The organism is Methylobacterium currus (assembly GCF_003058325.1).
In the GTDB taxonomy this organism is placed as follows: Bacteria; Pseudomonadota; Alphaproteobacteria; order Rhizobiales; family Beijerinckiaceae; genus Methylobacterium; species Methylobacterium currus.
In genome coordinates this window covers 2,456,350-2,481,873 of record NZ_CP028843.1, presented here as the reverse complement: position 1 = coordinate 2,481,873, position 25,524 = coordinate 2,456,350, and the positions used below count along the sequence as shown (strand labels likewise).

25 protein-coding genes are annotated in these 25,524 nt (G+C 71.0%); 10 read left to right on the top strand and 15 right to left on the bottom strand.

Going from position 1 to position 25,524, the window contains the following annotated elements; translation table 11 throughout:
* Window positions 1-9 precede the first annotated feature (9 nt).
* The 6 genes from cyoC (at window position 10) to DA075_RS11775 (ending at window position 5,146) form a co-directional block, all read left to right on the top strand.
* The gene (gene cyoC, locus DA075_RS11800) at window positions 10-642 is read left to right on the top strand and encodes a cytochrome o ubiquinol oxidase subunit III (protein ID WP_099953388.1); all 633 of its coding nucleotides are present in this window, start codon (window positions 10-12) and stop codon (window positions 640-642) included.
* A complete protein-coding gene (gene cyoD / locus DA075_RS11795) occupies window positions 639-1,049 on the top strand; it encodes a cytochrome o ubiquinol oxidase subunit IV (RefSeq protein ID WP_099953387.1) in 411 nt (136 codons plus the stop codon). Before cyoC ends, cyoD begins: the two co-directional genes overlap by 4 nt.
* Window positions 1,046-1,774, top strand: a complete 729-nt coding sequence (locus DA075_RS11790; protein WP_420813135.1) for an SURF1 family protein — start codon at window positions 1,046-1,048, stop codon at window positions 1,772-1,774. Before cyoD ends, DA075_RS11790 begins: the two co-directional genes overlap by 4 nt.
* A 103-nt stretch (window positions 1,775-1,877) precedes the next feature.
* Window positions 1,878-3,242, top strand: a complete 1,365-nt coding sequence (locus DA075_RS11785) for an ATP-binding protein (protein ID WP_099953386.1) — start codon at window positions 1,878-1,880, stop codon at window positions 3,240-3,242.
* A gap of 1 nt (window position 3,243) precedes the next feature.
* Entirely contained in the window at window positions 3,244-3,780 is a 537-nt protein-coding gene (locus DA075_RS11780; protein ID WP_099953385.1) for a response regulator transcription factor, read from the top strand.
* A 118-nt stretch (window positions 3,781-3,898) separates the two neighbouring features.
* Window positions 3,899-5,146, top strand: a complete 1,248-nt coding sequence (locus DA075_RS11775) for an acyl-CoA dehydrogenase (protein WP_232385662.1) — start codon at window positions 3,899-3,901, stop codon at window positions 5,144-5,146.
* An 80-nt stretch (window positions 5,147-5,226) separates the two neighbouring features.
* On the opposite strand, the gene DA075_RS11770 is transcribed toward DA075_RS11775, so the two are convergent.
* The 10 genes from DA075_RS11770 to rpsF form a co-directional block, all read right to left on the bottom strand.
* On the bottom strand, window positions 5,227-5,712 hold the full coding sequence (locus DA075_RS11770; protein ID WP_099953384.1) for an opioid growth factor receptor-related protein: 486 nt from the start codon (window positions 5,710-5,712) through the stop codon (window positions 5,227-5,229).
* A gap of 30 nt (window positions 5,713-5,742) precedes the next feature.
* The gene (locus DA075_RS11765; RefSeq protein ID WP_099953383.1) at window positions 5,743-5,994 is read right to left on the bottom strand and encodes a hypothetical protein; all 252 of its coding nucleotides are present in this window, start codon (window positions 5,992-5,994) and stop codon (window positions 5,743-5,745) included.
* A 92-nt stretch (window positions 5,995-6,086) separates the two neighbouring features.
* A complete protein-coding gene (gene sfnG, locus DA075_RS11760; RefSeq protein WP_099953382.1) occupies window positions 6,087-7,199 on the bottom strand; it encodes a dimethylsulfone monooxygenase SfnG in 1,113 nt (370 codons plus the stop codon).
* Between the two features lie 184 nt (window positions 7,200-7,383).
* Complete coding sequence (locus DA075_RS11755; RefSeq protein WP_099953381.1) at window positions 7,384-8,634, bottom strand: acyl-CoA dehydrogenase family protein; 1,251 nt, start codon at window positions 8,632-8,634, stop codon at window positions 7,384-7,386.
* A gap of 143 nt (window positions 8,635-8,777) precedes the next feature.
* Window positions 8,778-9,875, bottom strand: a complete 1,098-nt coding sequence (alr, locus tag DA075_RS11750; RefSeq protein WP_099953380.1) for an alanine racemase — start codon at window positions 9,873-9,875, stop codon at window positions 8,778-8,780.
* 72 nt (window positions 9,876-9,947) lie between these two features.
* Complete coding sequence (locus tag DA075_RS11745; protein WP_099953379.1) at window positions 9,948-11,435, bottom strand: replicative DNA helicase; 1,488 nt, start codon at window positions 11,433-11,435, stop codon at window positions 9,948-9,950.
* Window positions 11,436-11,709: 274 nt separating this feature from the next.
* Window positions 11,710-12,279 carry a 50S ribosomal protein L9 gene (gene rplI / locus DA075_RS11740; RefSeq protein WP_099953378.1) on the bottom strand — a complete coding sequence of 190 codons (570 nt, stop codon included), beginning with the start codon at window positions 12,277-12,279 and terminating at the stop codon, window positions 11,710-11,712.
* A 123-nt stretch (window positions 12,280-12,402) separates the two neighbouring features.
* A complete protein-coding gene (locus DA075_RS11735) occupies window positions 12,403-13,353 on the bottom strand; it encodes a DUF2232 domain-containing protein (protein WP_099953377.1) in 951 nt (316 codons plus the stop codon).
* Window positions 13,354-13,460: 107 nt separating this feature from the next.
* Window positions 13,461-13,712: a 30S ribosomal protein S18 gene (rpsR, locus tag DA075_RS11730; RefSeq protein ID WP_012332436.1), complete on the bottom strand. Its 252-nt coding sequence runs from the start codon at window positions 13,710-13,712 to the stop codon at window positions 13,461-13,463.
* A gap of 3 nt (window positions 13,713-13,715) precedes the next feature.
* Entirely contained in the window at window positions 13,716-14,195 is a 480-nt protein-coding gene (gene rpsF / locus DA075_RS11725; protein WP_099953376.1) for a 30S ribosomal protein S6, read from the bottom strand.
* Between the two features lie 464 nt (window positions 14,196-14,659).
* On the opposite strand from rpsF, the gene DA075_RS11720 reads away from it, so the two are divergent.
* Together DA075_RS11720 and DA075_RS11715 are read left to right on the top strand one after the other, a co-directional pair.
* On the top strand, window positions 14,660-17,848 hold the full coding sequence (locus DA075_RS11720) for an autotransporter family protein (RefSeq protein ID WP_099953375.1): 3,189 nt from the start codon (window positions 14,660-14,662) through the stop codon (window positions 17,846-17,848).
* 331 nt (window positions 17,849-18,179) lie between these two features.
* A complete protein-coding gene (locus DA075_RS11715) occupies window positions 18,180-19,877 on the top strand; it encodes a methyl-accepting chemotaxis protein (RefSeq protein WP_099953374.1) in 1,698 nt (565 codons plus the stop codon).
* Between the two features lie 65 nt (window positions 19,878-19,942).
* Here DA075_RS11715 and DA075_RS11710 read toward each other — a convergent pair whose 3' ends face one another.
* Both DA075_RS11710 and DA075_RS11705 read right to left on the bottom strand, forming a co-directional pair.
* Complete coding sequence (locus DA075_RS11710) at window positions 19,943-21,100, bottom strand: alpha/beta hydrolase (protein ID WP_414468046.1); 1,158 nt, start codon at window positions 21,098-21,100, stop codon at window positions 19,943-19,945.
* 97 nt (window positions 21,101-21,197) lie between these two features.
* Window positions 21,198-21,872, bottom strand: a complete 675-nt coding sequence (locus tag DA075_RS11705) for an HAD family hydrolase (protein WP_174800085.1) — start codon at window positions 21,870-21,872, stop codon at window positions 21,198-21,200.
* Between the two features lie 167 nt (window positions 21,873-22,039).
* Here DA075_RS11705 and DA075_RS11700 point away from each other — a divergent pair, with 167 nt between their 5' ends.
* The gene (locus tag DA075_RS11700) at window positions 22,040-22,411 is read left to right on the top strand and encodes a hypothetical protein (protein WP_099953373.1); all 372 of its coding nucleotides are present in this window, start codon (window positions 22,040-22,042) and stop codon (window positions 22,409-22,411) included.
* A gap of 12 nt (window positions 22,412-22,423) precedes the next feature.
* Here the strand turns inward: DA075_RS11700 and DA075_RS11695 are convergent, their stop codons facing one another.
* The 3 genes from DA075_RS11695 to DA075_RS11685 form a co-directional block, all read right to left on the bottom strand.
* Entirely contained in the window at window positions 22,424-23,398 is a 975-nt protein-coding gene (locus tag DA075_RS11695; RefSeq protein ID WP_099953372.1) for a hypothetical protein, read from the bottom strand.
* A gap of 7 nt (window positions 23,399-23,405) precedes the next feature.
* Window positions 23,406-23,873, bottom strand: a complete 468-nt coding sequence (locus DA075_RS11690) for a PRC-barrel domain-containing protein (RefSeq protein ID WP_099953371.1) — start codon at window positions 23,871-23,873, stop codon at window positions 23,406-23,408.
* Between the two features lie 64 nt (window positions 23,874-23,937).
* Complete coding sequence (locus DA075_RS11685; RefSeq protein WP_099953370.1) at window positions 23,938-24,423, bottom strand: DUF2721 domain-containing protein; 486 nt, start codon at window positions 24,421-24,423, stop codon at window positions 23,938-23,940.
* Between the two features lie 451 nt (window positions 24,424-24,874).
* Here DA075_RS11685 and DA075_RS11680 point away from each other — a divergent pair, with 451 nt between their 5' ends.
* Window positions 24,875-25,435 (top strand): PAS domain-containing protein, encoded by a 561-nt coding sequence (locus DA075_RS11680; RefSeq protein WP_099953369.1) that lies wholly within the window; start codon window positions 24,875-24,877, stop codon window positions 25,433-25,435.
* Window positions 25,436-25,524 lie beyond the last annotated feature (89 nt).

The window sequence follows — 25,524 nt, the reverse complement described above, 5'->3', positions numbered from 1 at the left end:
GACTCCGCCATGGCACAGTCACACCCGGCCGCGGCAGACGACGCCGAGCTGCACTTCTACGTCTCGGACGACGAGCACGGTCACGCCGAGGGCGGGACCATGCTCGGGTTCTGGCTCTACCTGATGAGCGACTGCCTGATCTTCGCGATCCTGTTCGCGACGTACGGCGTCCTCGGGCGGAACTATGCGGCGGGTCCGTCCGGCGCGGACCTGTTCGATCTCAAGCTCGTGGCGGTGAACAGCGCCATGCTGCTGTTCTCCTCCATCACCTACGGCTTCGCGATGCTGGAGATGGAGAAGGGCGACCAGCGCATGACGCAGCGCTGGCTGGCGATCACCGGGGTCTTCGGCCTCTGCTTCATCGGCCTCGAGCTGTTCGAGTTCGCCCACCTGATCCACGAGGGCGCCACGCCCCAGCGCAGCGCCTTCCTGTCGTCGTTCTTCACCCTGGTCGGGACGCACGGCCTGCACGTCACCTTCGGGTTGATCTGGCTCGTGACCCTGATGGTGCAGGTGCACCAGCGCGGCCTGATCCCGGCCAACCGCCGCCGGCTGATGTGCCTGAGCATGTTCTGGCACTTCCTCGACGTGATCTGGATCGGCGTCTTCACCTTCGTCTACCTGATGGGATCCCTCACATGAGCGCCCGCGCTCCCGCTTCCGACGGCGTCCATTCCGGCTCCGTGCATGTCGAGGTCGTCCACGATCATCACGAGGCCGGCCACGGCTCGCGCCGGGGCTACATCACCGGCTTCGTCCTGGCGGCGATCCTGACGGCGATCCCGTTCTGGCTGGTGATGGCGGAGGTCTTCACCGATCCCCGCGTCACCTCGCTGGTCATCATGGCCTTCGCGGTCGTGCAGATCGTGGTCCACATGGTCTACTTCCTGCACATGAACGCGCGCTCGGAAGGCGGCTGGACCATGATGGCGCTGATCTTCACCATCGTGCTGGTGGTGATCGCGCTCTCGGGCTCGCTCTGGGTGATGTACCACCTCAACACCAACATGATGCCGATGTCGCCGAGCGACATGCGCGCCATGCCGTGACGACGGGCGACGATCGATCGCTCACGGCCGGGGCGGCTCCGCCCCGGCGCAAGCGCCTCCTGCTGGTGGCGCTCTCGCTCCTGGCAACCGCCCTGTTCGTGGGGCTCGGGATCTGGCAGGTCGAGCGCCGGGCCTGGAAGCTCGACCTCATCGCCCGGGTCGAGGCGCGGCTCGCGAGCCCGCCCGTCCCGGCGCCCGGCCGGGCCGAATGGCCGGCCCTCTCCCGCGACGCCGACGAGTACCGCCGCGTCACGGCGCAGGGCCGCTTTCTTCCCGACCGCGCCGTCCGCATCCTGGCGGTGACCGAGAAGGGCGCCGGCTCCTGGCTCCTCGTCCCCCTCGTCACGGAGGCCGGCGACACGATCCTGATCAATCGCGGCTTCGTGCCCCCGGACTGGCAGGCCCCGCCGGGCGGGGAGGAGGTCGTGACGGTGACGGGCCTGCTGCGCCTGCCGGAGCCCGGCGGCGGCTTCCTGCGCAGCAACGATCCGGCCCGGGACCGCTGGTACTCCCGCGATGTCGCGGCGATTGCGCAGGCCAGGGGCCTCGGCCCGGTGGCGCCCTACTTCATCGACGCGGATGCCTCCGGCAACCGGCCGGGTGCTCCGGTCGGCGGGCTGACCGTCGTGGCGTTCCGCAACCACCACCTGATCTACGCGCTGACCTGGTTCGGGCTGGCGGCGTTGTCGGGCTATGCGGCCTATCGGGCCTTGCGCGAGCGGTGAAGCGGATTCGGAGTCGGATGGATTCCAGACAAGGCGCACGGGCGAGAACCTTCCCCCCTCTGCGGGGGAGGGCTCGGGGGCTCACGAGGCGGTCGGCACAGCCATGACCGGCCGGCCTGACCTTCGCCGCACCGCCCGCGCCACCCTCGTCGCCGCCGCGCGGCATCTCGGCATCGGCTCCCTGGCGGGGCTCGGCGAATCCGGCGGCCCCGAGGACCATGACGGCGGCCGCCAGAACCTGCTGCTCCTGGTGCAGCTGCGCTGGATCGCGGTGGCGGGCCAGGTCGTCACCATCGCGGTGGCGCAAGCAGGGCTCGGCATCGCGCTGCCGCTCGGGCCCATGGCGGTGGTGCTCGCCGGGCTCGTCCTCCTCAACCTCGTCAGCCTGGGCTGGATCGCCCGCGGCGGCGGCGTCACCGAGGGCGTGCTGTTCGTCGCCCTCCTCCTCGACGTGGTGGCGCTCACGCTGCAGCTCTCCTTGAGCGGCGGCGCCACCAACCCGTTCACCTCGCTGTTCCTGCTCCAGCTGACCCTGGCGGCGGTGCTGCTGAGCAGCCGGGCGACGATCGGCCTCGTCGCCATCACCACCGCGGCGCTCGGCGTGCTGATGCTGGCCTACCGGCCGCTGGTGCTGCCGCCGGGCGACAGCAACGAATTGTTGCGGCTCTACCTCGTCGGCATGCTGGTGGCCTTCGTGATCGACGCCGCGCTCATCGCGGTGTTCGTCACCCGCATCTCGCGCAACCTGCGCCGGCAGGATGCGCGGCTGGCCGACCTGCGCCAGCGCGCGGCGGAGGAGGACCACATCGTCCGGATGGGGCTTCTCGCCTCCGGCGCCGCGCACGAGCTCGGCACGCCGCTCTCCTCGCTCTCGGTGATCCTCGGCGACTGGCGCCGGATGCCGGAACTGACCGCCTCCCCCGACATCGCCCGCGAGATCGAGGAGATGCAGGAGGCGGTGGGGCGCTGCAAGGCGATCGTCACCGGCATCCTGCTCGCCGCCGGCGCCGCCCGCGGGGAGGCGCCGCACCTTACCACCGTGCGCGGCTTCGTCGACGAGCTCGTCGGCGACTGGCGGCGGATGCGCTCCTGCTTCTGCCTGCAGGTCCGCGACGAGTTCGGCGAGGACGTGGAGATCGTCTCCGACACCGCTCTCAAGCAGGTGCTGTTCAACGTCCTCGACAACGCCCTCGACCTGTCGCCGAACTTCGTCGAGCTGGCGGCCTGGCGCGACGGCGACACCCTGCGGCTCTCCGTCACCGATCGCGGCCCGGGTTTCGCGCCCGAGATGCTGGCGCGGCTCGGCCAGCCCTATACATCGAGCAAGGGCCGCCTCGGCGGCGGGCTCGGGCTGTTCCTCGTCGTCAACGTCGTGCGCAAGCTCGGCGGCACGGTGGAGGCCCGCAACCGCAGCTATGGAGGCGCCGTCGTGACCATCAGCCTGCCGCTCTCGAGCCTGACGGTGTGAGATGCCCGACGAGGACCGCCTGCTCGTCATCGTCGAGGATGACGAGCGCTTCGCCGCCACCCTGACCCGCTCGTTCGAGCGGCGCGGCTACACGGTGGTGAGCCTGGCCGGCTTAGCCGCCCTCGAGGCCCTGCTCGCCGAGCGCGCCCCGACCTACGCCGTGGTCGACCTGAAGCTCAACGGCGAATCGGGCCTGGCCTGCGTCAAGGCGCTGCACGACCACGATCCCGGCATCCTCACCGTGGTGCTGACGGGCTATGCCAGCATCGCCACGGCGGTCGAGGCGATCAAGCTCGGCGCCTGCCACTACCTCGCCAAGCCCGCCAACACCGACGACATCGAGGCGGCGTTCTCCAAGGCGGAAGGCGACGTCGACGTCTCCCTCGACGGCCGGCCGACCTCGATCAAGACGCTCGAGTGGGAACGCATCCACCAGACCCTGGTCGAGACCGACTTCAACATCTCGGAGACCGCGCGCCGGCTCGGGATGCACCGGCGCACGCTGGCCCGCAAGCTCGACAAGCAGCAGGTGAAGTAGTCCGCTCGGTAGCCCCTGTCTGCCCGCATGGCTGACGCGTGCGGAATGCGGTTTCGCATCCTGGCGAAGCCGGCGCACCCGAGGTAACGTCCCGCCCGAAATGCAAGGAGGAGACGAGATGAACGCCCCGTCCGCCGCGGTCGCGACCCAGACCAATCTCAGCCCGGTGAAGCCCCATGAGGGGACCCGCGGCGCGTTCCGGTGGGACGACCCGTTCCTGCTCGACGACCAGCTCACCGACGACGAGCGCCTGATCCGCGACTCCGCCCGCAGCTTCGCGCAGGAGCGCCTGCTGCCCGGGATCGTCGAGGCCTATGCCGAGGAGAAGACCGACCGCTCGCTGTTCAACGCGATGGGCGAGCTGGGCCTGCTCGGCGTCACCCTGCCGGAGGAGTATGGCTGCGCCGGAGCAAGCTACGTCGCCTACGGCCTCGTCGCCCGCGAGGTCGAGCGGGTCGATTCCGGCTACCGCTCGATGATGAGCGTGCAGTCCTCGCTGGTGATGTACCCGATCTACGCCTATGGCGACGAGACCCAGCGCAAGACATACCTGCCCAAGCTCGCCTCGGGCGAATTCGTCGGCTGCTTCGGCCTGACCGAGCCGGATGCCGGCTCGGATCCGGCCGGCATGAAGACCCGGGCCGACAAGATTGACGGCGGCTACCGGCTGTCGGGCGCCAAGACCTGGATCTCGAACGCCCCGATCGCCGACGTGTTCGTGGTCTGGGCCAAGTCGCCGGCCCATGACAACCAGATCCGCGGCTTCATCCTGGAGAAGGGGATGAAGGGGCTGTCGGCGCCGAAGATCAAGGGCAAGCTGTCCTTGCGCGCCTCGGTCACCGGCGAGATCGTGATGGACGGGGTCGAGGTGCCGGAATCGGCGCTGCTGCCCAACGTCTCGGGACTGAAGGGGCCGTTCGGCTGCCTCAACCGGGCGCGCTACGGCATCTCCTGGGGGGCGCTGGGCGCCGCGGAGGATTGCTGGCACCGGGCGCGGCAATATACGCTCGACCGCAAGCAGTTCAACCGGCCGCTCGCCCAGACCCAGCTGGTGCAGAAGAAGCTCGCCGACATGCAGACCGAGATCGCGCTGGGCCTCCAGGGCTCGTTGCGGGTCGGGCGGCTGTTCGACGAGGGCCGGATGGCGCCGGAGATGATCTCGCTGGTCAAGCGCAACAATTGCGGCAAGGCGCTCGCCATCGCCCGCGAGGCGCGCGACATGCACGGCGGCAACGGCATCATGGGCGAGTACCACGTGATGCGCCACGCCCAGAACCTCGAGACGGTGAACACCTACGAGGGCACCCACGACGTCCACGCCCTGATCCTGGGCCGGGCGCAGACCGGGCTGCAGGCGTTCTTCTAGGCAGACTTCGCAAAAGCGGTTGCCGGTCTTGCGATAAAAATCGGCGACAAAACAAGAACCGAAGCAGGCTTGCGTTGGCCTCAAACGCAAGCCTGCTTAGGCCTCGACCGCCTTCCGCCGTATTCGAGGCTTCCCGGGTTCACCGGGGAGCCTGCCCTGTCGTTGAGGCGGAGAACGGCGGCGTGGAAGGCCTTGGCCTCCTCCAGCCCGGCGAGGTCGCGCAGGGCGGTGAGAATGCGGGTGATCCGCAGATGGTTGTGGTCGAGGGCCGTGAGCCAGCCATCGGTCCCGGCATAGAAGCGCAGCATCCGGTCGCGCGCGGCCAGGAATCCGGCCCGCGCCGCCGGATCGGCCCGGATCGCGGCCGCTTCCGCCGCTCCGAGCACCGGCGCTCCCGGTACCGCCCGGCTCGGCTCGGCGAGCGGGAACAGCCACTGGATGACGTCGTGAACGCCCTCGATGCCGGCATCGTCGAAGGCCAGCACCTCGGCGAGGCTGCGCCCGCGTCCGTCGCGGCCGCGGCCGGTGAGGAAGGCGTGGACCGGTCCCGCACTCGCCTCGGTCATGGGTGCCTCCTCGTGTCCCGCCCTCCGGATCTATGGCGACGCGCAGCGGCGGACAGGCGGCGCGGTCGCGCAATCGAGGCTGCATTGCTGATGCGCGCCGCAGAACCACGACAGGCTGCCGCTCTTGAGGCAGGCGCCGCCGCATTGGCGGTAGGCGCCGTAGATCGGACGGACGTAGACCGGCTCGGTCAGCCCCCGCGTCCGGCTCCCCTCCGCCGCGAAGGCCTGCACGGCGACGAGCGGGAGAAGGAGCGCCGTCGTGCAGGAGCAGAGGAGAGTCATGACCGGGCCGCCGTTTCAACGGGCCCGATGATCGGATCAACGGTGGAGCAGGTCGATTAAATTGCGGTTCATCTGGGCGGTGGTCCGCCTCGTCACGCCGCCGCCTTCCGCTCGGCCCGCGCCGCCTCCAGCGCCCTCACCCGCGGGATCACCTGCTCGCCGAAATACGCCACCTCCTCCTGGAAGTGCAGGAAGCCGAGAAGCGCCAGGTCGGCGCCCGCATCCTTGAGCGCCAGGATGCGCTCGGCGATCTGGTCCGGCGTGCCGATCAGGTTCGAGCGGAAGCCGTCATTGTACTGGACCAGGTCCTCGAAGCTCGACTTGGCCCAGTTGCCCTCGCGCTCCGGCGAGGCGGCACCGGCATTCTTCACCTCGTGGCCGAAGGCGCGCACCGCCTCGGGGTCGGCCTGGTCGATGATCTCTCGCAACACCGCCCGGGCCTCCTCCTCGGTGTCGCGGGCAATCACGAAGGCGTTGACGCCGATCTTCACGCTCCGTCCCTCCGCCGCCGCCTTGTGGCGGATGTCGTCGACCTGGGCGCGGATGTTCTCCGGGGTATTGCCGTTGGTGAAGTACCAGTCGGAGACCCGGGCCGCCATGTCGCGCGCCGCCCGCGACGAGCCGCCCTGGAAGATCTCGGGCAGGGGCTCGGCCGGCTTCGGCTTCAGGGTGTAGTCGGTGTAGCGGTAGAAATCGCCCCGGAAGGAGAAAGAATCCTGGGTCCAGATCCCGCGCAGGGACCGGATGAACTCCTCCGAGCGTCGGTAGCGCTCGTCGTGGTCGAGCCAGGGCTCGCCGATCGCCCGGAACTCGCCCGAGAACCAGCCGCTGACGATGTTGACGGCGATGCGCCCGCCGGTGAGCTGCGAGATCGTGGCGACCTGCTTCGCCGCCAGCGTCGGGTTCCAGGGTCCGGGCAGGATCGCGGCGATGACCTTCAGGCGCTCGGTCGCGGCGAGCAGCGCGTGGCTGAAGGCGACCGATTCGTGCTGGTACTCGGCGCCGTAGCCGGCGGTGAAGCGAACTTGGGTCAGGGCGTAGTCGAAGCCCGCCCGCTCGGCGAGGCGCGCCAGCTCCCGGTTGTAGTCGGCGTCCCAGGACGTGCGCTGCGGGACCTTGCTGATGACGAGGCCGCCGGAGACGTTCGGCACCCAATAGGCGAAGCGGATCGGCTCGGGCGTCTGCTGCGTGGTCTGCTGCGTCATGGCGGGTCCTTGCTCGTCTTGTTGCAAGAAGAGCCGGCATCGCCCGGGCGGGCGGCGCGGTTGACCCCGAGTATCCGGGGCCTTTTCCGCGCCGTCAAAAGCATCGTCTTGCTTAAATGTCGTCCGCGCGACAAGCCCGTTCTCCGACCGGGCCGTCCGCGCGGGCGATCGTCCTTCCGTGCCGTCAGGCCTTCGGCCGCTCGCGGTTGCCGTACTGCGCCAGTTCCAGCCGGGCGATCGAGCGGTTATGGACCTCGTCCGGTCCGTCGGCGAGGCGCAGGGTGCGGATGCGCGCGTAGGAATAGGCGAGGCCGGCATCGCTGCTGACGCCGGCGCCGCCATGGGCCTGGATCGCGTCGTCGATGATCTTCAGCGCCATACGCGGGGCCGCGACCTTGATCATCGCGATCTCGAGCTTGGCCCCCTTGTTGCCGACCTTGTCCATCATGTCCGCCGCCTTGAGGCAGAGGAGCCGCGTCATCTCGATGTCGGTGCGGGCCTCGCCGATGCGCTGCTCCCAGACCGAGTGGTCGGCGATGCGCTTGCCGAAGGCGACGCGGCCGAGCAGGCGCTTGGCCATCTTCTCCAGCGCCTCCTCGGCGACCCCGATCGTGCGCATGCAATGGTGGATGCGCCCCGGCCCGAGCCTCCCTTGCGCGATCTCGAAGCCGCGGCCCTCGCCGAGCAGCAGGTTCTCGGCCGGCACCCGCACGTCGTTGAGGATCACCTCGGCGTGGCCGTGCGGCGCGTCGTCGTAACCGAAGACCGGCAGCATCCGCACCACCTCGATCCCCGGCGCGTCGAGGGGAACCAGGATCTGCGATTGCTGCTGGTGCAGGGGCGCGCTGGTGTCGGTCTTGCCCATCACGATGGCGACCGCGCAGCGCGGGTCGCCGACGCCGGACGACCACCACTTGCGGCCGCTGATGACGTAATGGTCGCCGTCGCGGCGGATCCGGGTCTCGATGTTGGTGGCGTCCGAGGAGGCGACGTCCGGCTCGGTCATCAGGAAGGCCGAGCGGATCTCGCCCGCCATCAGGGGCGTGAGCCAGCGCTCCTTCTGCGCCTTGGTGCCGTAGCGGTGCAGCACCTCCATGTTGCCGGTATCCGGCGCCGAGCAGTTGAACACCTCGGAGGCCCACTGGATCCGGCCCATCTCCTCGGCGCAGAGCGCGTAGTCGAGGTTGGTCAGCCCCGCGCCGCGGAACTCGCCGTCATCGTGCTGAGGCGAGGGGGGCAGGAAGAGGTTCCACAGGCCGGCCTCGCGGGCCTTCGGCTTCAGGCGCTCGATCACCGGCACCGGCTGCCAGCGGTCGGTGCCGAAGGCCTCCATCTCGGCCTTGTAGGTCGGCACCGCCGGGCGGACATGCTCGTCCATGAAGGCCCGGACCCGGTCGCGCCAGTGGCGCTGCCGCTCGGAGAGGGTGAAGTCCATGCGCGGTTCCTCCCGTCGCCGGGGTCTCGCGCCCCGGCCTTGTCGGGCCGGAGCCTAGCGCCAACCGCGCGCGAGCAAAACCGTCTTTTCGAAAGGTGCGGGACGCATGGGCCGCGGCGGAGCCGTACCGGATTTTCGAACGATCACCCCCGATACACCCGCTCGTAGCGCCGGCCGAGATTGGTCAGGATCTCGTAGCCGATCGTGCCGGCATGGCGCCCCACCATGTCGAGGTCGAGCCCATCGCCGATCAGGGTCGCGGGCGCGCCGCGGCGCAGGGCGTCGTGCGGCGCCTCGGTGACGTCGAGGATGATGAGGTCCATCGAGACGTTGCCGACGAAGGGGCAGCGCACGCCGCCGACCACGGCCTCGCCGCGGCCAGTGGAGGCGCGGGGAAAGCCGTCGGCGTAGCCGAGCGACAGGGTGGCGAGACGACGGGGGCCCCGCGCGGTCCAGCGGGCGTTGTAGCCGGCGGTCGCGCCGGCCGCGACTTCGCGGACCTGGAGGATGCCGGCCTCGAGCCGCACCACCGGGCGCATCGGGTTGTCACGGCCCGGCTGCGGGTTGCCGCCGTAGAGGGCGTAGCCCGGCCGCGCCAGGTCGGCGCGGCAGGAGGGCAGGAAATCGCCCGAGGAATTGGCGAGCGAGGCCCGGATCCCCGGATAGGCCTCGCGCACCCGCGCGAACTCCGCCGCCTGGTGGTCGGTGAGGGGATCGTGCTCGACCTCGGCGCTGACCAGATGGCTCATCAGCAGGTCGAAGCCGGCCTCGGCCACGACCGGGTCGCCGGCGAGCGCCAGCCCCTCCGGCACCGACAGGCCGAGGCGGTTCATGCCGGTATCGACATGCAAAGCCGCCGGACGCCTCACGCCCTCGGCGCGGTTCGCCGCCGCCCACTCGGCGATCTCGTCGCGTGAGCCGAGCACGGGCCGCAGATCCGCGGCCCGGTAGGCCGGCGCACTGCCCGGCGGGAAGCCGTTGAGCACGTAGATCGCCGCCTCCGGCACCGCCTCCCGGGCGCTCACGCCCTCCGACAGGTGGGCGACGAAGAAGGTGCGGCAGCCTTCCTGCCACAGGGCCGGTGCGGCGCGGGCGATGCCGCAACCATAGGCGTCGGCCTTGATGACGGCCGCGGTCTCCGGGCATTCCGCCGCTTGAGCGAGGCGGCGCCAGTTCGCCCGCAGGGCCGCGAGGTCGATGGTGAGGCGGCCGCCATGGCCGATGGGGCTCGATTCGCTCATGCGCCCGGTCTACCGCCCGCGGAGGCTTCCGCCAAGGGAGCGGCCTGACCGACCGTCAGGCCGTGTTCTGCCTCACATCGTGTCGGGCAGCCGGTCGCCCTGCGCGAGGTTCGAGAACTTGGTGATCTCGGCGTCGAACTGGAGCTCGACCGTGCCGGTCGGGCCGTGGCGCTGCTTGCCCAGGATCACCTCGGCCTTGCCGTAGACGCGGTTCATCTCGGCCTCCCAGGTGAAGAACTCCTCGGTGCCCTCGCGCGGCTTCTTGTTCTTGACGTAGTATTCCTCGCGGAAGACGAACATCACCACGTCGGCGTCCTGCTCGATCGAGCCCGATTCGCGCAGGTCCGAGAGCTGCGGCCGCTTGTCGTCGCGGGCCTCGACCTGGCGCGAGAGCTGCGACAGGGCGATGATCGGCACCGCCAGCTCCTTGGCCAGCGCCTTCATGCCGGTGGTGATCTCGGTCATCTCCTGCACCCGGTTGTCGCCCTTCTTGGAGCTGCCCGAGAGGAGCTGGAGGTAGTCGACCACCAGGAGGTCGAGGCCGCGCTGGCGCTTGAGCCGGCGCGCCCGCGCCGCGAGCTGGGCGATCGAGATGCCGCCGGTCTGGTCGATGTAGAACGGGATCGTCTGCATGTCCCGGGCGGCATCGGTGATCTTGTAGAACTCCTCCGGCCGGATGTCGCCGCGGCGGATCTTGTAGGAGGCGACGCCCGATTGCTCGGCGATGATGCGGGTGGCGAGCTGCTCGGCCGACATCTCGAGCGAGAAGAAGCCGACGATGCCGCCGTTCTTGGTCGCGATGGTGCCGTCGGGCTGCTTCTCGCCGACATAGGCCTTCGCGATGTTGAACGCGATGTTGGTGGCGAGCGAGGTCTTGCCCATGCCGGGGCGGCCGGCCAGGATGATCAGGTCCGAGGCCTGAAGGCCGCCCATCTTGGCGTCGAGGTCGGACAGGCCGGTGGCGATGCCCGACAGCCGCCCCTCGCGCTGATAGGCCTTGGCCGCCATGTCGACCGCCGCCGTCAGGGCGTCGGAGAACTTCTGGAAGCCGCCGTCGTACTTGCCGGTCTCGGCGAGCTCGTAGAGCCGGCGCTCGGTCGCCTCGATCTGGTCGCGCGGCGAGGTCTCGACCGGGGCCTCGTAGGCGCCGTTGACCAGGTCCTCGCCGATGGTGATGAGCCGACGGCGCAGGGCGAGGTCGTAGATCGTGCGGCCGTAATGCTCGGCGTTGATGACCGTCGTCGCCTCGGCGGCGAGCCGCGCGAGGTACTGGCCGACCGTGAGGCCGCCGAGATCCGCGTCGCCCAGATAGGTCTTCAGCGTGATCGGGCTCGCGAGCTTGCCGGCCTTGATCAGGCTGATCGACACCTCGTAGATCCGCCGGTGCACCTCCTCCATGAAGTGCTCGGGGATCAGGAAGTCCGACACCCGGTAGAAGGCGTCGTTGTTGACCAGGATCGCGCCGAGCAGCGCCTGCTCCGCGTCGATGTTGTGCGGCGCGACGCGGTATTCCTGCTGCACGGGCTCGAGATTCGCCGTCAGGGTGCTGGGAATGGCCATCCGGCGGGACTCCGGCTTTCTCAAAGGGGTCGGCACGGGTCGGGACGACCGCGTGTCAGATCATAAACGCTCCGGCGACCATCGCACTGTCGTCCTTGACCAAACCTTGACCGAACGGCCGCGGGCGGTCGCTCAAAACGAAGGCGGGGCCCGCGACTCGCGCCGCGGACCCCGCCATGCTGGAACAAAATGGGAACAAGTCAAGCCCGGTCGGCGGGCTTGTCCCCGCTGTCCCGGCAATCCCATCCCGAAGAACGGGACAGCCGTGGAGCGATCAGCGGTCGTCCGCGTCCGGGCCGGCCTCGGCCAGGGCGGCCCCGACCTCGAGGCCGAGATCGTCGAGGTTGAACTCCTCGCGGGTGGTGGTCGACTCGCCGCGGGCCTGGCGCTCGGCCTCCTCGGGGCTGCGGGCGATGTTGACGGTCACGGTGACCTCGACCTCGGGGTGCAGCACCACCGGGACGGTGTGCAGGCCGAGGGTCTTGATCGGCTGCGCGATGCTGAACTGGTCGCGGTTCACGGTGAAGCCCTCCTGGGTCACCACCTCGGCGAGGTCGCGCGGGGAGACCGAGCCGTAGAGCACGCCGGTCTCGCCGGCCTGGCGGATCAGCACGAAGCTCTTGCCGTTCAGCGTCTCGCCGACCTTCTCGGCCTCCGAGCGGCGCTCGAGGTTGCGGGCCTCGAGCTGGGCGCGCTGGTCCTCGAAGCGCTTCTTGTTCGCCTCGGTGGCGCGCAGGGCCTTGCCGCGGGCGAGCAGGAAGTTGCGGGCGAAGCCCGGCCGCACCTTCACGGTCTCGCCCATCTGGCCGAGCTTGGCCACGCGCTCGAGCAGGATCACGTCCATCGTCGTCGTCCTTTGCTGTGAGGCCTCGTCGGCCCCGGGTGGTGATGGCGGAGCGTTCCGCCGTCGGGGAACCGGATCGCCTCGGGCGGTCCGGGGATTCGCGGGTTCAGGCCACCGGTGGGGTCATGCCACCGGAGGAGCCTGGGCCGGCCGGCGGCGCCCGGTGAGGGCATCGACGAGGCCGAAGAGGGAGAGGGCAGCCAGCGCCAGGCCTTGGGTCAGGAAGACCAGCACGTAGAGGCCGATCAAGAGCGGCGTGCGGCCGGGCTTGCCCCGGCTGCGGTCGTGGAGCGCCGCCAGGCCCTGGAGCGCCAGGGCGGCGGCGAGTGCGCCGAGCAGCGCGACCCCGAAGGCGCCGGCATAGCCCGGCGCCACCGCGAGCACGGCGCCGACGACCAATCCCCACAGGGCCCGGCGCGGCAGCGTGGTGGCGGGGAGATCCGGCCAGGGTCGGGCTAAGCGGCCGGAGATCTGCACCACCCGGGCGCCGGCCCAGAGATAGAAGGTCAAGAGCAGGGTGAAGGTCGTCGCCATGATGGCGGGGGCGAGGCCGGCGACCCGATCGGCGATGCGGGCGAGGTCGTCCTCCTCGAGCCCGGCGCCGCGGGACGGGGTCTCCTGCATCTGCAATTGCAGCATCGCCCGGGCGAGGCGGCGGACCCGCTCCTGATAGGCGGCGTGGTCGCCGGAGGACAGCATCACCACGGCGATGAGGGCGACGGCCGCGGTGACGGCGACCCAGGCCAGCAGCCGGCCGGTCGGGTACCATTCCATCCCGCCCGAGGCTCTCGGACGGCCGAGCAGCGCGAGGTAGCCGAGCCACCAGGCGGGCAGGGCGGTCGAGACCAGGAAGGCCAGGCCGCGTAGAGGTGAGGAGACGACGGCGAGGGCGAGCGTGCCGGAGGCGGCGGCGACGAGGCCGGTCCGGTGGCTCCAGCCCATCGCCACGATCAGGATCGGCAGCGGGGCGAGCAGGTAGAGCGCGAGCGCGAGCGGCGTCGCCTGGACGACGACCCCGATCAGGAGCGCCGAGGCGAGGCCGGCGACGACGCCGATGCCGGTGTGACGAACCATGACAAGCCTGTCCGCTGTCCCGCTGCCGTTTCGGGCAGGGTTAGAGGCGGCGAAAGCCGCCCCAGCGACCCGGCGGCACGGTGCCGCCGGGTTGTTGATCAGAGGATTTAGCGGATCACGTAGGGCAGGAAGCCCAGGAAGCGGGCGCGCTTGATCGCCTGGGCGAGCTCGCGCTGCTTCTTGGCCGACACCGCGGTGATGCGCGAGGGGACGATCTTGCCGCGCTCGGAGACGTAGCGCGAGAGCAGCTTCACGTCCTTGTAGTCGATCTTCGGGGCGTTGGGGCCCGAGAACGGGCAGGTCTTGCGCCGACGGAAGAACGGACGACGGCCACCGCCGCCACCAGCACCGAAAGCCATGGCTTACTGCTCCTCGTTCGTGTTGCGCTCAGCGCGCTCCGGGCGCTCGGCCCGCTCCGGACGGTCGCCGCGCTCGGGGCGGTCACCGCCGCCGAAGCCGCCGCCGAAGCCGTCGTCGTCGCGGCGACGGCCGCGCTCGCGGTCCTTGCGCTCGTCGCGGTCGCGCTTCTGCATCATCGCGGACGGCTCGGACTCGAGCTCCTCGACGCGCACGGTCATGAAGCGCAGCACGTCCTCGGAAATGCGCATCTGGCGCTCCATCTCGGCGAGGGCCGCCGGGGGAGCGTCGATGTTGAGGAGGGTGAAATGCGCCTTGCGGTTCTTGCGGATGCGGTAGGCGAGAGACTTCACGCCCCACATCTCGGTCTTCTCGACCTTGCCGCCATTCTGCTCGATGACGGACTTGTAGGTCTCGACCATCGTTTCGACCTGCTGCGAGGTCACGTCCTGGCGAGCCAGGAACACATGCTCATAGAGAGCCATGATGGGCCTTTCTCAGGGAGACTAAGGCCCGCTGCTCGACAACGCGGGAAGCGGTTTCGGGCGTCGGGCCGGTTCGTCCTCGCGTCGCACGGCGCCAAGCCCTTCGAGCCTGCAAAGGCCCGAGCGGTTGTTCGAAGGCGGAGACACGGGACGACGGGGCGGACCCCTATGCCGGGCAACAAGCTCGGCACCGTCCGTTCAGCCCCCGGCCGGAGCGAACGCGAGGCGCGGCCTATAGCAGGTTCTGGGGAAACGGCAAGAGCGAGGGTGAGGGAAACGGCGTGAGCGAGCGCCCGTCACGGCCTGCGCCTCAGATCCGGACAGGGATCCGGGCCTGGCTGTTGCCGTAAGGTTACAACCGATCGGCGTCTCAAAGATGACGCAAGTATGAAGATGCGCATATCATGACTTTAGGTCAGCCATCCGCTGCGGAAGCGAGGCTTCGTTTCCCCGGGGGATGGATCATGCAGTTACGACACGGTGTTTCGCTCGCCGCGCTCATCGCCGGCACCCTGAGCAGCCCATCGGTCTCGGCGCAGACCGCCAACGTCACGCCCGCGGCCGCCAACGTCATCAGCTTGCTGGGCCCGTATCTGAGCCTGAACGCCACCGCGACCGGCCGGCAGACGCTGCAAGGCAACCTCGACCAGGCCGTGGCGCTCAACACGCAGTCGACGGCAGCCCGCAAGGCGCTGGCGATGAGCGACAAGAACCTCTTGATCGCGGTCGGCGCGGCCTATTCGCCCGCCGGCCTCACCGGATACGGCGCCGGCGCCAACCTGGCGGGCGGCCTGCCGGCGCAAGCCGCCGTCAACGGTCTCGTGCCGCAGCAACCGGTCGGCGGTTTGGGCTCCGTGCTGGGGCCGATCTACGTCAAGGGCGCGGCCGGCGGCGGCACCGGCCCGCTCGGTGCGGTGCAGACCCTGCTGTCCTCGGCCTTCGCGGTGACCGGCACCGATTCCGCGGTGGCGAAGAACTACTTCGCCAACGGCGCCGTCAACAACCCGAGCACCTTGCCGGCGAACTACGTGCCGGTCCCGGCGGTGGCGCCCGCCGGATACTCGCTGCCGACCTTCCACGGCCTGCCCAATCCCCGCGACAGCGTCTACGACCTCGCCTACGGTGTCACCAACACGCAGGCCGGCCAGAATCCGTATGGCAGCTCGCGCCCCTTGCAGGTGGCGCCGGGGCGGATCTCGGCCTTCGATCCGACGGCGCTCGCGGGCATCGACACCAACGCCTCCTTCCCGAGCGGTCATACCACCTACGGTTTCGTCTATGGCACGCTGATCGGGATGGCGGTGCCGCAAGCCTATCAGAGCATGGTCCTGCGCTCGGCCGAGTATGGTGAGAGCCGCATCGTGCTCGGCGTGCATTACCCGCTCGATGTCATCGGCGGCCGCGCGCAATCGTACTACGATCTGGCGCAGACCTTCACCAACCCGCTCTACATCAACAACGCCGCCGTCACCGGCACGGCCATCGACCTGCCGAGCCTCTACGTGCAGGCGTCGAGGCAGTTGCAGGACTACCTCTCGGCGCAGTGCGGCGCTTCCGTCGCGGCTTGCGCCACGAGCGCGGCCAACACCGCCAGCAACCCCTACCTTCCGTCGGCGGCCAACCAGGCCCTGCACCAGCAGCGCCAGACCTTCGGCCTGCCGACGCTCACCTTCGCGCAAGCCCCGCGCGAGGCCGCGCCGGCCGGCGGGCCCGACGCCTCGATCCTGCTCGCTCCGCTCTACGGCGGCAGCTCGAACGCGGCGCAGCGGATCGCCCCGACCGGCGGCCTCTACGGCAGCCTCGCCACCGGCACGATCAACCAGATCGTCGTCAACACGGAGTCGAATGCGCTCGCCGCCTTCTCCGGCACGCCGCTGAGCTACTGGAGCCGCGTCGACCTCTACGCGGCGGCCGGCTATTTCGGCAACGTCACCGGCACCCTGCAGATGGCGGCCAACGACCGGCTGACCACCGACGTCACGGTCGGCCAGACCGGCGCGCTTTACGCCAACGGCACCATCACCGGCCAAGTCACGGTCGGCGCCGGCGGCCTGCTCGGCGGCACCGGCACGGTCGGCGGCGTCGTGGCGCAATCGGGCTCGACGGTCGCCCCCGGCAACTCGATCGGCACTCTCACGGTGGCCGGCAACGCCAGCTTCGCCCAGGGCTCCACCTTCCGGGTCGAGGCCAATGCGAGCGGCCAGGCCGACCGCCTCGCCGCCACCGGATCCGCCACGATCCAGGGCGGCACCGTCCAGGTGCTGGCATCGAGCGGAAACTACAGCCCCCGCACCGGCTACACGATCCTCTCGGCCAATGCCGGCGTCACCGGCACCTTCGCGGGCGTCGCCTCCAACCTCGCCTTCCTCACCCCGACGCTCCGCTACCAGCCCGGCGAGGTCGACCTGACGCTCACCCGCAACGACGTCGCCTTCGCCACCATCGCCCAGACCCGCAACCAGGCGGCGGTCGCCAATGCCGTCCAGGGGGCCGGCGCGGGCGCAGGCATCCATGCCCGCACGGTGGGGCTCACCACGCCGGAGGCCGTCACCGCCTTCCAGGCCCTCACCGGCGACAGCCACGCCAGCGCGGTGTCGGCCTCGTACGAGACCGCGTTCTTCGTGCGCGAAGCGATCCTCGACCGCCTGCGCTGGTCGGGCGACGGCAGCCGCGACTATGGCAGCCTGCCCGCCACCTACACCGCCGACCTGCCGGGACGGGCCGCGCCCGTCGCCCCGGTGCCGGTGCGGGTGCTGGATCCGCGGGTGTTCGGGCTGTGGGGCCAGGGCTTCGGCAGCGTCGGCCAGGCGCGCAGCGACGGCAACGCGGTGACGCTCGACCGCGACACCGCCGGCTTCGTGCTCGGCGCGGATGTGCGGCTGGAGGACGGGATCAAGCTCGGCGTGGCGGGCGGCTACACCGGCGCCAGCCTGGACACGCCCGGCCGGACGGCGAGCGGCACGATCGAGAGCGGGTTCGGCGGCGTCTATGGCGGCTATGAGGCCGGCCCGTTCGCCCTGCGGCTCGGCGCGGTCTACGCCGACACCAGCCTGCGGCTGCGCCGCAGCGTGGTGTTCCCCGGGGTCTCGGAGACGGAAGCCTCGCGCTACGGCGGCTCGGTGGTGCAGGGCTTCGGCGAGATCGGCTACCGGATCGCGCTCGGGGCGGGGGCGCTCGGCAAGGACCTGCTGGGCAAGAATCTGCTGGGCAAGAATGCGCCGGTGTCGGTGTCCTACATCGAGCCGTTCGTGGGCGGGGCCTATGTGGGCATCAACCGCGACCAGTTCGCCGAGACCGGCGGCGTCGCGGCGCTGAGCGGCGCCTCGCGCTCCTCGGAGATCCCGACCCTGACGGCGGGCCTGCGCGGTCGGACCGAGGTGGATCTGGGCTTCGGCGCTCCGGTGTCGCTGCACGGTCTGGTGGGCTACCGGCGGGCGTTCGGGGACGTGATCCCGACGGCGCTGCTGGCCTTCGGGACGGGCCCGCGCTTCGTGACGGCGGGGATCCCGATCACCCGGGACGCGCTGGTCGCCTCGGCGGGGATCGACCTGCGCGTGTCGTCCGCGGCGGCGCTCGGCATATCGTATACGGGCCAGGTCGGGTCGCGGGCGGAGGACCACGCGGTGAAGGGCAGCTTCACCTACCGGTTCTGAGCCGGCTCGACCCGACGAGAGGGGGCGCGGCGCGAGCCGCGCCCGAACCCTCCTCTGCGGGAGAGGGGTCGGGCGGATCACGCCGCCTGGAGAAGCGGAATCGGGCAGCGGGTCGGGGGCCGGTCCCCCCGCAACGATCAGCGCCGGCGCCCGCATGCTCACGGCGCAGTGCGCGGCGGACCTCGATCCGTCCCGGAGCGCGGAGCTGCTCTCGACTCCCTAACGGTTAGAATGCTTCACCCCGGTTTTTATGGGACAGGGATACGATCTTCGTTAACCAGAGCGCGACGAGTCTCCGAGGCCTAACACGCGGCTTCGGATCGTCTATCCCATGAACATCCTCGGTAAGATCGGGATTCTGCTCAAGGCGGCTTTGCCTCTGATGATCCTCGCGGCGGTCGCAGGCGGCCTCGTCGTTTACGCCCGCAGCAATCTCGGCGATCTGGCGAAGCAGACAGGGCGTCTCGCCGACGTGCAGATGGTTCGTCTCGAGAGCATCCTGAGCATTCGGCTCAACGTCAACGAGGCCGCCGTCCAGAGCCGCAACATGGCCATGGAGACGCGCCAGCAGGAGATGGCGGGCTACAAGGACCGGTACGACGCCGCCGAGAAGGCGGCGCTCGCCAGCGCCGACACCCTGATCGCGCTGTCCGACTCGCCGGGGCGGAAGGCCGCGAACGAGGACCTGCGCCGGATCCTGGTCGAGTTCTTCGCGATCTCCGAGCGTGCCAACGTCCTGGGACTGGCCAACCAGAACGATGCCGCCGCCAAGCTTCTCCTCGTCGAGGCGGCGCCGATCCGGGCCAAGGTTCGCGACGCGGTGCAGCCGCGGATCGAGATCCTGAAGGCGGAGCTCAAGCAGGCGAGGACCGAGGCCGATCAGGCCTCCGCCGAAGCCGGCGCGACGCTCGTCGGCGCGGCGACCGCCGGGCTGCTCGCTGCCATGGCCCTGGCCCTTCTCATCGTCGTCGCGGGCATCACCCGTCCCCTCGGCAACCTCGTCGGCGTGCTCCACCGCATGGCCCAGGGCGAGATCGATGCCGAGATCAGGGAGGCGGCGCGCGGCGACGAGATCGGTGCCGTCGGCCGCGCGGTCGAGGGGATCAGGGCGATGGTGGCGCAGAAGGCTGCCGAGCAGGCCGAGATCAAGCGCCTGGCCGATGCGGCGGCGGCGGCCGAGCGCAGGCGGACGATGGCGGAGCTGGCCGACGGGTTCGAGCGCGCCGTCGGCGGGATCGTCGGCAGGGTCTCCGCGTCGGCCACCGAGCTGCAGGCCACCGCCGGCACGATGACCGCCACCGCCACCGAGACGGCGTCGCAATCGACCACCGTCGCGGCCGCGGCCGAGGAGGCCGCCGCCAATGTCGGCACGGTGGCGGCCGCCGCCGAGGAGCTGGGCGCGTCGGTCCAGGAGATCGGCCGGCAGGTGCAGGGCTCGGCCAGCCTCGCCCAGGCGGCGGTCGGCGAGGCCGACAAGACCGGCCAGCTCGTCCAGGCCCTGCGTCAGACCTCCGCCCGGATCGGCGACATGGTGGGCCTGATCTCCTCGATCGCCAGCCAGACCAACCTGCTCGCGCTCAACGCGACGATCGAGGCGGCCCGGGCCGGCGAGGCGGGACGCGGCTTCGCGGTGGTGGCGTCCGAGGTGAAGGTGCTCGCCTCCCAGACCGCCCGGGCGACCGAGGAGATCGCCGGCCAGATCGGCGAGATCCAGGGCGTGACCGATCAGGCGGTGGCGGCGATCGATGCGATCACGGGCCGGATCCGCGAGATCAGCACCGTGACGGTCTCGATCGCCTCGGCGGTCGAGGAGCAGGGCGCGGCCACCCAGGAGATCGTCCGGAACGTCTCCCAGGCCGCGACCGGCACGGGCGAGGTGACCGGCAACATCGCGGGCGTCGCGCGGGCCTCCGAGGAGACGGGGGCTGCGGCGAGCCAGGTGCTCGCGGCGGCCTCCGCGCTGTCGCGCCAGTCCGAGCACCTCTCCGCCGAGGTCGACCGCTTCCTCGCCACCGTCCGGGCGGCCTGACCTGAAGCGAGCGGGATCCGGGACGCGGAGGGACCGCCGGCAGCGGTCCTTCCGCCGTCAGGCCGTCACGGCGTCTTGGCCGCCGTGCCGAGGTGCTTGTCGAGGAACCCGGCGATCTCGGTGAAGACCTCGCGGGTCTCCGGCGCATCCGGATCGAACAGGTACTGGGCGTGGCTCATTCCCTCGAACACCTGGAGCGAGGCCTCGACCCCGGCCTGGCGCAGCTTGCGGTGGGTGCGCACGGTGTTGGAGAGGAACAGGTCGCGGGTGCCGGTGGTCAGGATGGTGGGCGGCAGGCCGCGCAGGTCGCCGTAGATCGGCGAGAGCTGGGGGTCGCGCAGGTCGTGGCCGGCGGCGTAGAGCTTCGCCGCCCGGGTCAGGACGCCGTCATAGGAGACCAGGACGTTGTCCAGCCACTCGTTGGCCTTGTAGCTGTCGCCGGTCTCGGTCAGGTCGGACCAGGGCGTGCCGGGGGCGATGGCGGCCGGGAGCGCGACCCCCTCACGCTTGGCCCGCAGCATCAGCGCCAGCGTCATGCCGCCGCCGGTCGAGGTGCCGAACACCGCCATGTTCCCGGCCGGCTGCAGGGCGAGCGCCGCCTTCCACACCGCCATGGCGTCGTCCATCGCCGCCGGGTAGGGCGCGTCCGGCGGCATGCGGTAATCGAACGAGATCACCGTGAAGCCGCCGAAGGCCGCCATCAGCACCGCCTCGAGGGTGCCGGCCTCGCCCGGGTTGTAGACGTAGCCGCCGCCGTGGATGTGGATCAGCAGCCGGTGCCGGTTGCGCTCGGGCACCACCTTCGGGGCGATGATCCAGGCCTTGACGCCGCCGATCACCTCCGGGGTCGAGACCACGCCGAGGCGCTCGCGCAGGGCCGGGAGCGGCGCCGCGGTCTGGGCCGCGAGCTTGGCGACCAGCGCTTTCCACTCCGCCGCGTTGTCCGGATCGGCGTTCCAGGCCGGCGTCTTGTAGGGCGCCGCGATCACCGCCTGGAATTCGGGGCTCACCGTGCCCGGCACCGGGATGCGCCGGCCCGGCACGGTGCGCGGGCCGGGCGCGGCATTGGCGGCGTTCTGGGCCGCCTCGAGGCGGGCGAAATCCGACGCGTCGGCGCTCGGAGGGCCCGCCGGCTGCTGCGCGCGGACGGCCGTCGGCAGCGCGACGGCCAGCGGCAGAGCGACGGCCAGGAGCAGGGCGGCGGGGCGGCGCGGGCCGGGCAATGGGCGCGATCCTGTCGGCATGGCGCCGCACGATTGGCACGCCCATTTCCATCCGGCAAGATGCGCCCATCCGGCAAGATGGTGCCGCCCCGCTCCGTCACGGCAGCCCGCGCCGCAGGGGCGAGGCGTCGTAGCCGTCGAGCAGGTCCTGCGGGTCGCGGTAGATGGCGGTGCAGCCGGCCTCGCTCAACTGCGCCTCCGGGAAGCCGCCGCACAGGACCCCGATCACCGGCAGCCCGGCCTTCACCGCGGCTTGCGCGTCGTAGGGCGAATCGCCGATCACGATCGCCTGGCCCCGGGACGGCCGGCCGAGCTTGTCGAGCGCCGCCTCGAAGATGTCCGGATGCGGCTTCGAACGCTCGGCCTCGTCGGAATTGGTCGCCACGTCGACGAGGTCGCGGATGCCGGCGATCTCCTGGTAGCGCTCCACCTCCTCGGCCTTGCCGGAGGAGGCGAGCGCCAGGACGTGGCCTTCCGCCTTCAACCGCTCGAACAGGGCCCGCACGCCCGGAAACGGCTTCACCTTCGGCAGGTATTTCTCCGTGAACAGCCCGGAGCGGAATTTTTCGATTTGCTTGCCCTCGCGCTCCAGGCGCTCCTTCGGCACGAAGACCGGCATCAGCTGGTCGCCGCCCTTGCCGATCTGGCTACGGACCTCGTCCGCCGGGACCGTGATCCCGAAGGCCGCGAAGGCCTCCGCCCAGGCCTTGGCGTGCAGGTCGACGCTGTCGAGCAGGGTCCCGTCGATGTCGAAGATCAGGTGGCGGATCATGGCGGGACTCTCCTGTTGCAGCCGAGCACGAAAGCCATGCAAAGCGCCGGGGTTCCGCGCGGCCTGAGCGGCGCGGCTGGCCTTCGGGCGGCGCGACCGTTAGAGGTTCGTCAACGCCGTTCCCCGCCGGCCGGCGGGACGGTCCCTGAGGAACCCGGGAAGTGTCGATGTCCGTCCTGTCCAGAGCCTGCCTCGTCGCGGCCGTGGCCGCGCTCGCGGGCGGCTGCATCAGCAATCCTCTCGGCCAGGTCGGCGGCGTGCTCCCGGCGGGCGATGTCGGGCCGCCGCCTTCCTTGCGCGGCGACGTGAAGCTGCCGGCCCGCAGCAGCGGCGACCTCGCCCAGGCGGCGACCGAGCCGACCCGCCGCCTCAACGTCCCGACGAACTCCCGCGCGAGCGGCGACACCCTGAGCGCCCCGTCCCGGCGCATCCGCCGCGAGGAGATCGAGGGCGAGGGCGGCGCCGGCGGTAGCGGCGGCAGCAGCCTCTCGCCCACCATCGGCTCGGGCGGCTCGGTCGGACTCGGCGGGAAGTTCTAGCAGGGCCCCGGCCTAACGGGCTTCGGGCTCCGCAGCGGCCTGCTTCGCGCGCGCCTTCGCGGCCCGGGTCTCCTGCGCCCGCGCGGCTTCGCGCAGGCGCCGCAGGCGCTCCTCCAGGCCGGCGCGGGTCGCCGGCCACCAGCCGCGGCCGGCTGCGTCGGGCGCCGCCGCCGGCACCGTCTCGGCGAGCTCGCCGAAGGTCGGCATCCGCCACCAGCCCCAGACCAGCGGCCCCGGCGCGGTGATCGTCGGATAATGGGCCAGCGCCTCGGTCTCGGCGAGGGGGGCGTCGTCCAGGGCCTCGAACACCACCACCCCCGCCTCCGCCGCCTCGACGGCGGCGCCGAGCGGCGGGGGATCGCCCCGCGGCACCGGATGGCGCCGGCGCCGGCGCTCCGCTTCCGCCGCGGGGTCGCGGGCGGCCTCGCGCCGGGCGCGCCGCGCCGCCGGCTCGCTCGCGGTCGCCGCCGCCGCGATCACCGGCCAGGCGTCCTTCAGCGCCTCGTAGGAGCGCCAGGGCACCCGCCAGGCCCGGATCTCCGGTGCCCAGGCGGCGAACGGGATGGTGCGCAGCGTGTCGACGACGATGCGCGAATAGGGCGTGCGGACCAGAAGCGCCTCGGCCTCGGCCGCGAGATAGGGGCTCTCGAGCGGCTCGAAGGCATAGGCGTCGCGGCCCTTGTCGTCGCCGTAGGCGTCGAGGCCTGAGATCTCCCGGGCGATCCAGGCATCGGCCCGCTGCTCGGCGGTGGTGCCGGGCACGAACCAGCGCCGGAGCTTGCGCCGCCAGCGGGCAGTCGGAAAATTCTCCTTGAAGCGGGCCAGCAGGGCGCGGTCGAACGGCATCGCCACCAGCACGCCGGGGCGCTTGGCGGTGCCGGGCGCCACCGCGAATCCCGCCCCGCGGGCGACCTCGCCTTCGGGCGCTGCCGGCGCGGTCGGCGCCTGCCGCCTTCCCTCCTGCCTGTCCTGTCCCGCCTCGGTCACGGCCGCCTCAGATCGTCGGGGCGCGGCCGCCGTAATAATCGTCGAGGCGCCCGCCATAGGAGGGGTCCGTGAACGGATCCTCGTCCGGGCCGTGGCGCGGTGCGCCGGCCAGGGTGTCGGCGTCGAGGTCGACGACGTAGCCGCCGAGCCGCACGTCGTAGGTCAGGGCCTTCCAGGGCACCGGATGGTAGCTCTCGCCGAAGCCGAGGAAGCCGCCGAAGGACAGGACCGCGTAGGCGACCTGGCCGGTGACCTTGTCGACCATGAAGTTGTAGACGCTGCCGAGATGCTCGCCCTTGCGGTCGTAGACGGCGGTGCCCTCGACCTTGTTCGAGGCGATCAGCCGGCGGGTCTCGTCGAGGGCGATGCCGTCGCCGGACGGGTCGAGCTCCATCGTGCCGGGCTCGCGCAGGGCCCGTTCCTTCGAAGCGCGATCTTGAGGCGAGGCGCGATCTTGCGGGAGTTCGGTCGGCATGGCGGGCTCCGGGGTTGGAGGTTCCTCGGGGGAACAGGGCTCGTCCGCGACGGTTCCGCGCCTTTCAGCGCGCCGCGCTCCCCGTCGTGCGCTCCTGGGACTCCTCTTGCTGCTGCTCGTCCACCTCGGTGCGCACCGTGCGGCTCGCCAGCATCATCTCGATCGCGAAGGCGGTGAGCGAGGCGAGCGTGCAGACGATCGCGGTGCCGAACAGGAAGAACAGCACGCTCGCCACCGCGGCGTCCCGCAGGGTGCCGAGGAACAGGGTCAGCACCGCGCCGCAGATCGCCACGCCGCCCAGTGCCGCGATCACCACCGCCACGTCGAGGGCGAGGCTGCGCCGGCGCAGGTCCCGGAGCCGGGCCTGGTCGCCGGGCCGCTCGGCGACGCGGTCGGAGAGCGTCTCGACCTGGTCGGCGATGCGGGCATGGCGGGTCGAGAAGACGTTGAGCAGCGTCGCGATGCCGGAGAGCAGGAAGACCGGCGTCAGGGCCACCTGGATGATGTGGGCGGTCGAATCGACCTGGGACGGATCGGCGGAGGGGATCATGCGGGATCGGGAGAAGGGGGGCGGGTCGCCTTAGAAGGCGGAGGCGCGGCCGTCCGCGCGCGGCGGGGCACCGGACCGGGTCCCGCGCCGAGCCCCGATATAGGGCACGATGGCGGGACGGCACCACGCCGCCGGGCGCGGCGGAGGAAGCGATGTCGTATCCGCACCCGCGCACGGACACCTCTGAAAGAACACCACCAGAGTATTTTGAAACCGAGGACGGAAGCAGGATCCCGAGACGCGGTCGCGTCCCGTTCTCGTCGTGCGCAAGCTGACCGGCTGTCCACGACGATCGGTGCCGCGCTCGCCTCCGGCGAGGTTTCATTAACGTGAAGGTGACGACGCGTGGCGCCAATCTTGACGCCCGTCTGGTATAAATTTACCTCCTGCTCGCAGGAGTTGCAGCTTTCCCGCCGGGCAACCCGCCGGGACGCGGTCGGCGGAGGGGCGCGTGCGGGGACGAGGCGGGAGACCGGCGGAACCGCCCCTAGGAGGGCTGGCGGCGGCCTGCGCGGCGCAGGACGCGGTGGCGACCTGGCAATGGGATATCGAGCGCGACCTCCTGCGCGGCGACGACCGTCTGGCGGCCCTCTACGGGCTCGATCCCGCCTGCCTGCGCACCGGCACGCCGGTCCCGCTCCTCCTCGACCGCATCCATCCGGATGACCGTGGCGGCGTTCGGGCCCGCATCCGGCAGGCGGCGGCGGAAGGCGGGTCCTATGTCCTTCCCTATCGCCTGCTGTCGCGGGACGGCACCATCCGCTGGGTCCTGTCCTGCGGCCGCTGCACCCTCGACGCCTCGGGCCGGCCGATCAAGGGACGGGGCGTCGTCATCGATCTGACCGGCGGCCAGGCCCATCCCCTGGAACGCGCCGCCGAGCACGGCATCGCAGTCCGCCGCGCGGTCGACGACTGGCACGACCCCTTCCTGCACCGCCTCGCCGACATGCTGCTCCTGGAGATCGGCCGCAGCCTCGCGGCGGATCAGGCGCCGTCGGCGTGGAAGAATTGAGGTCGTCGCCGGTTCGTCTCTTCGGATCGCCACATTCATGACGAATGCGCGCCTCCCCCTCCCACACGGGAGGGGGAGGCGCGCGGCAT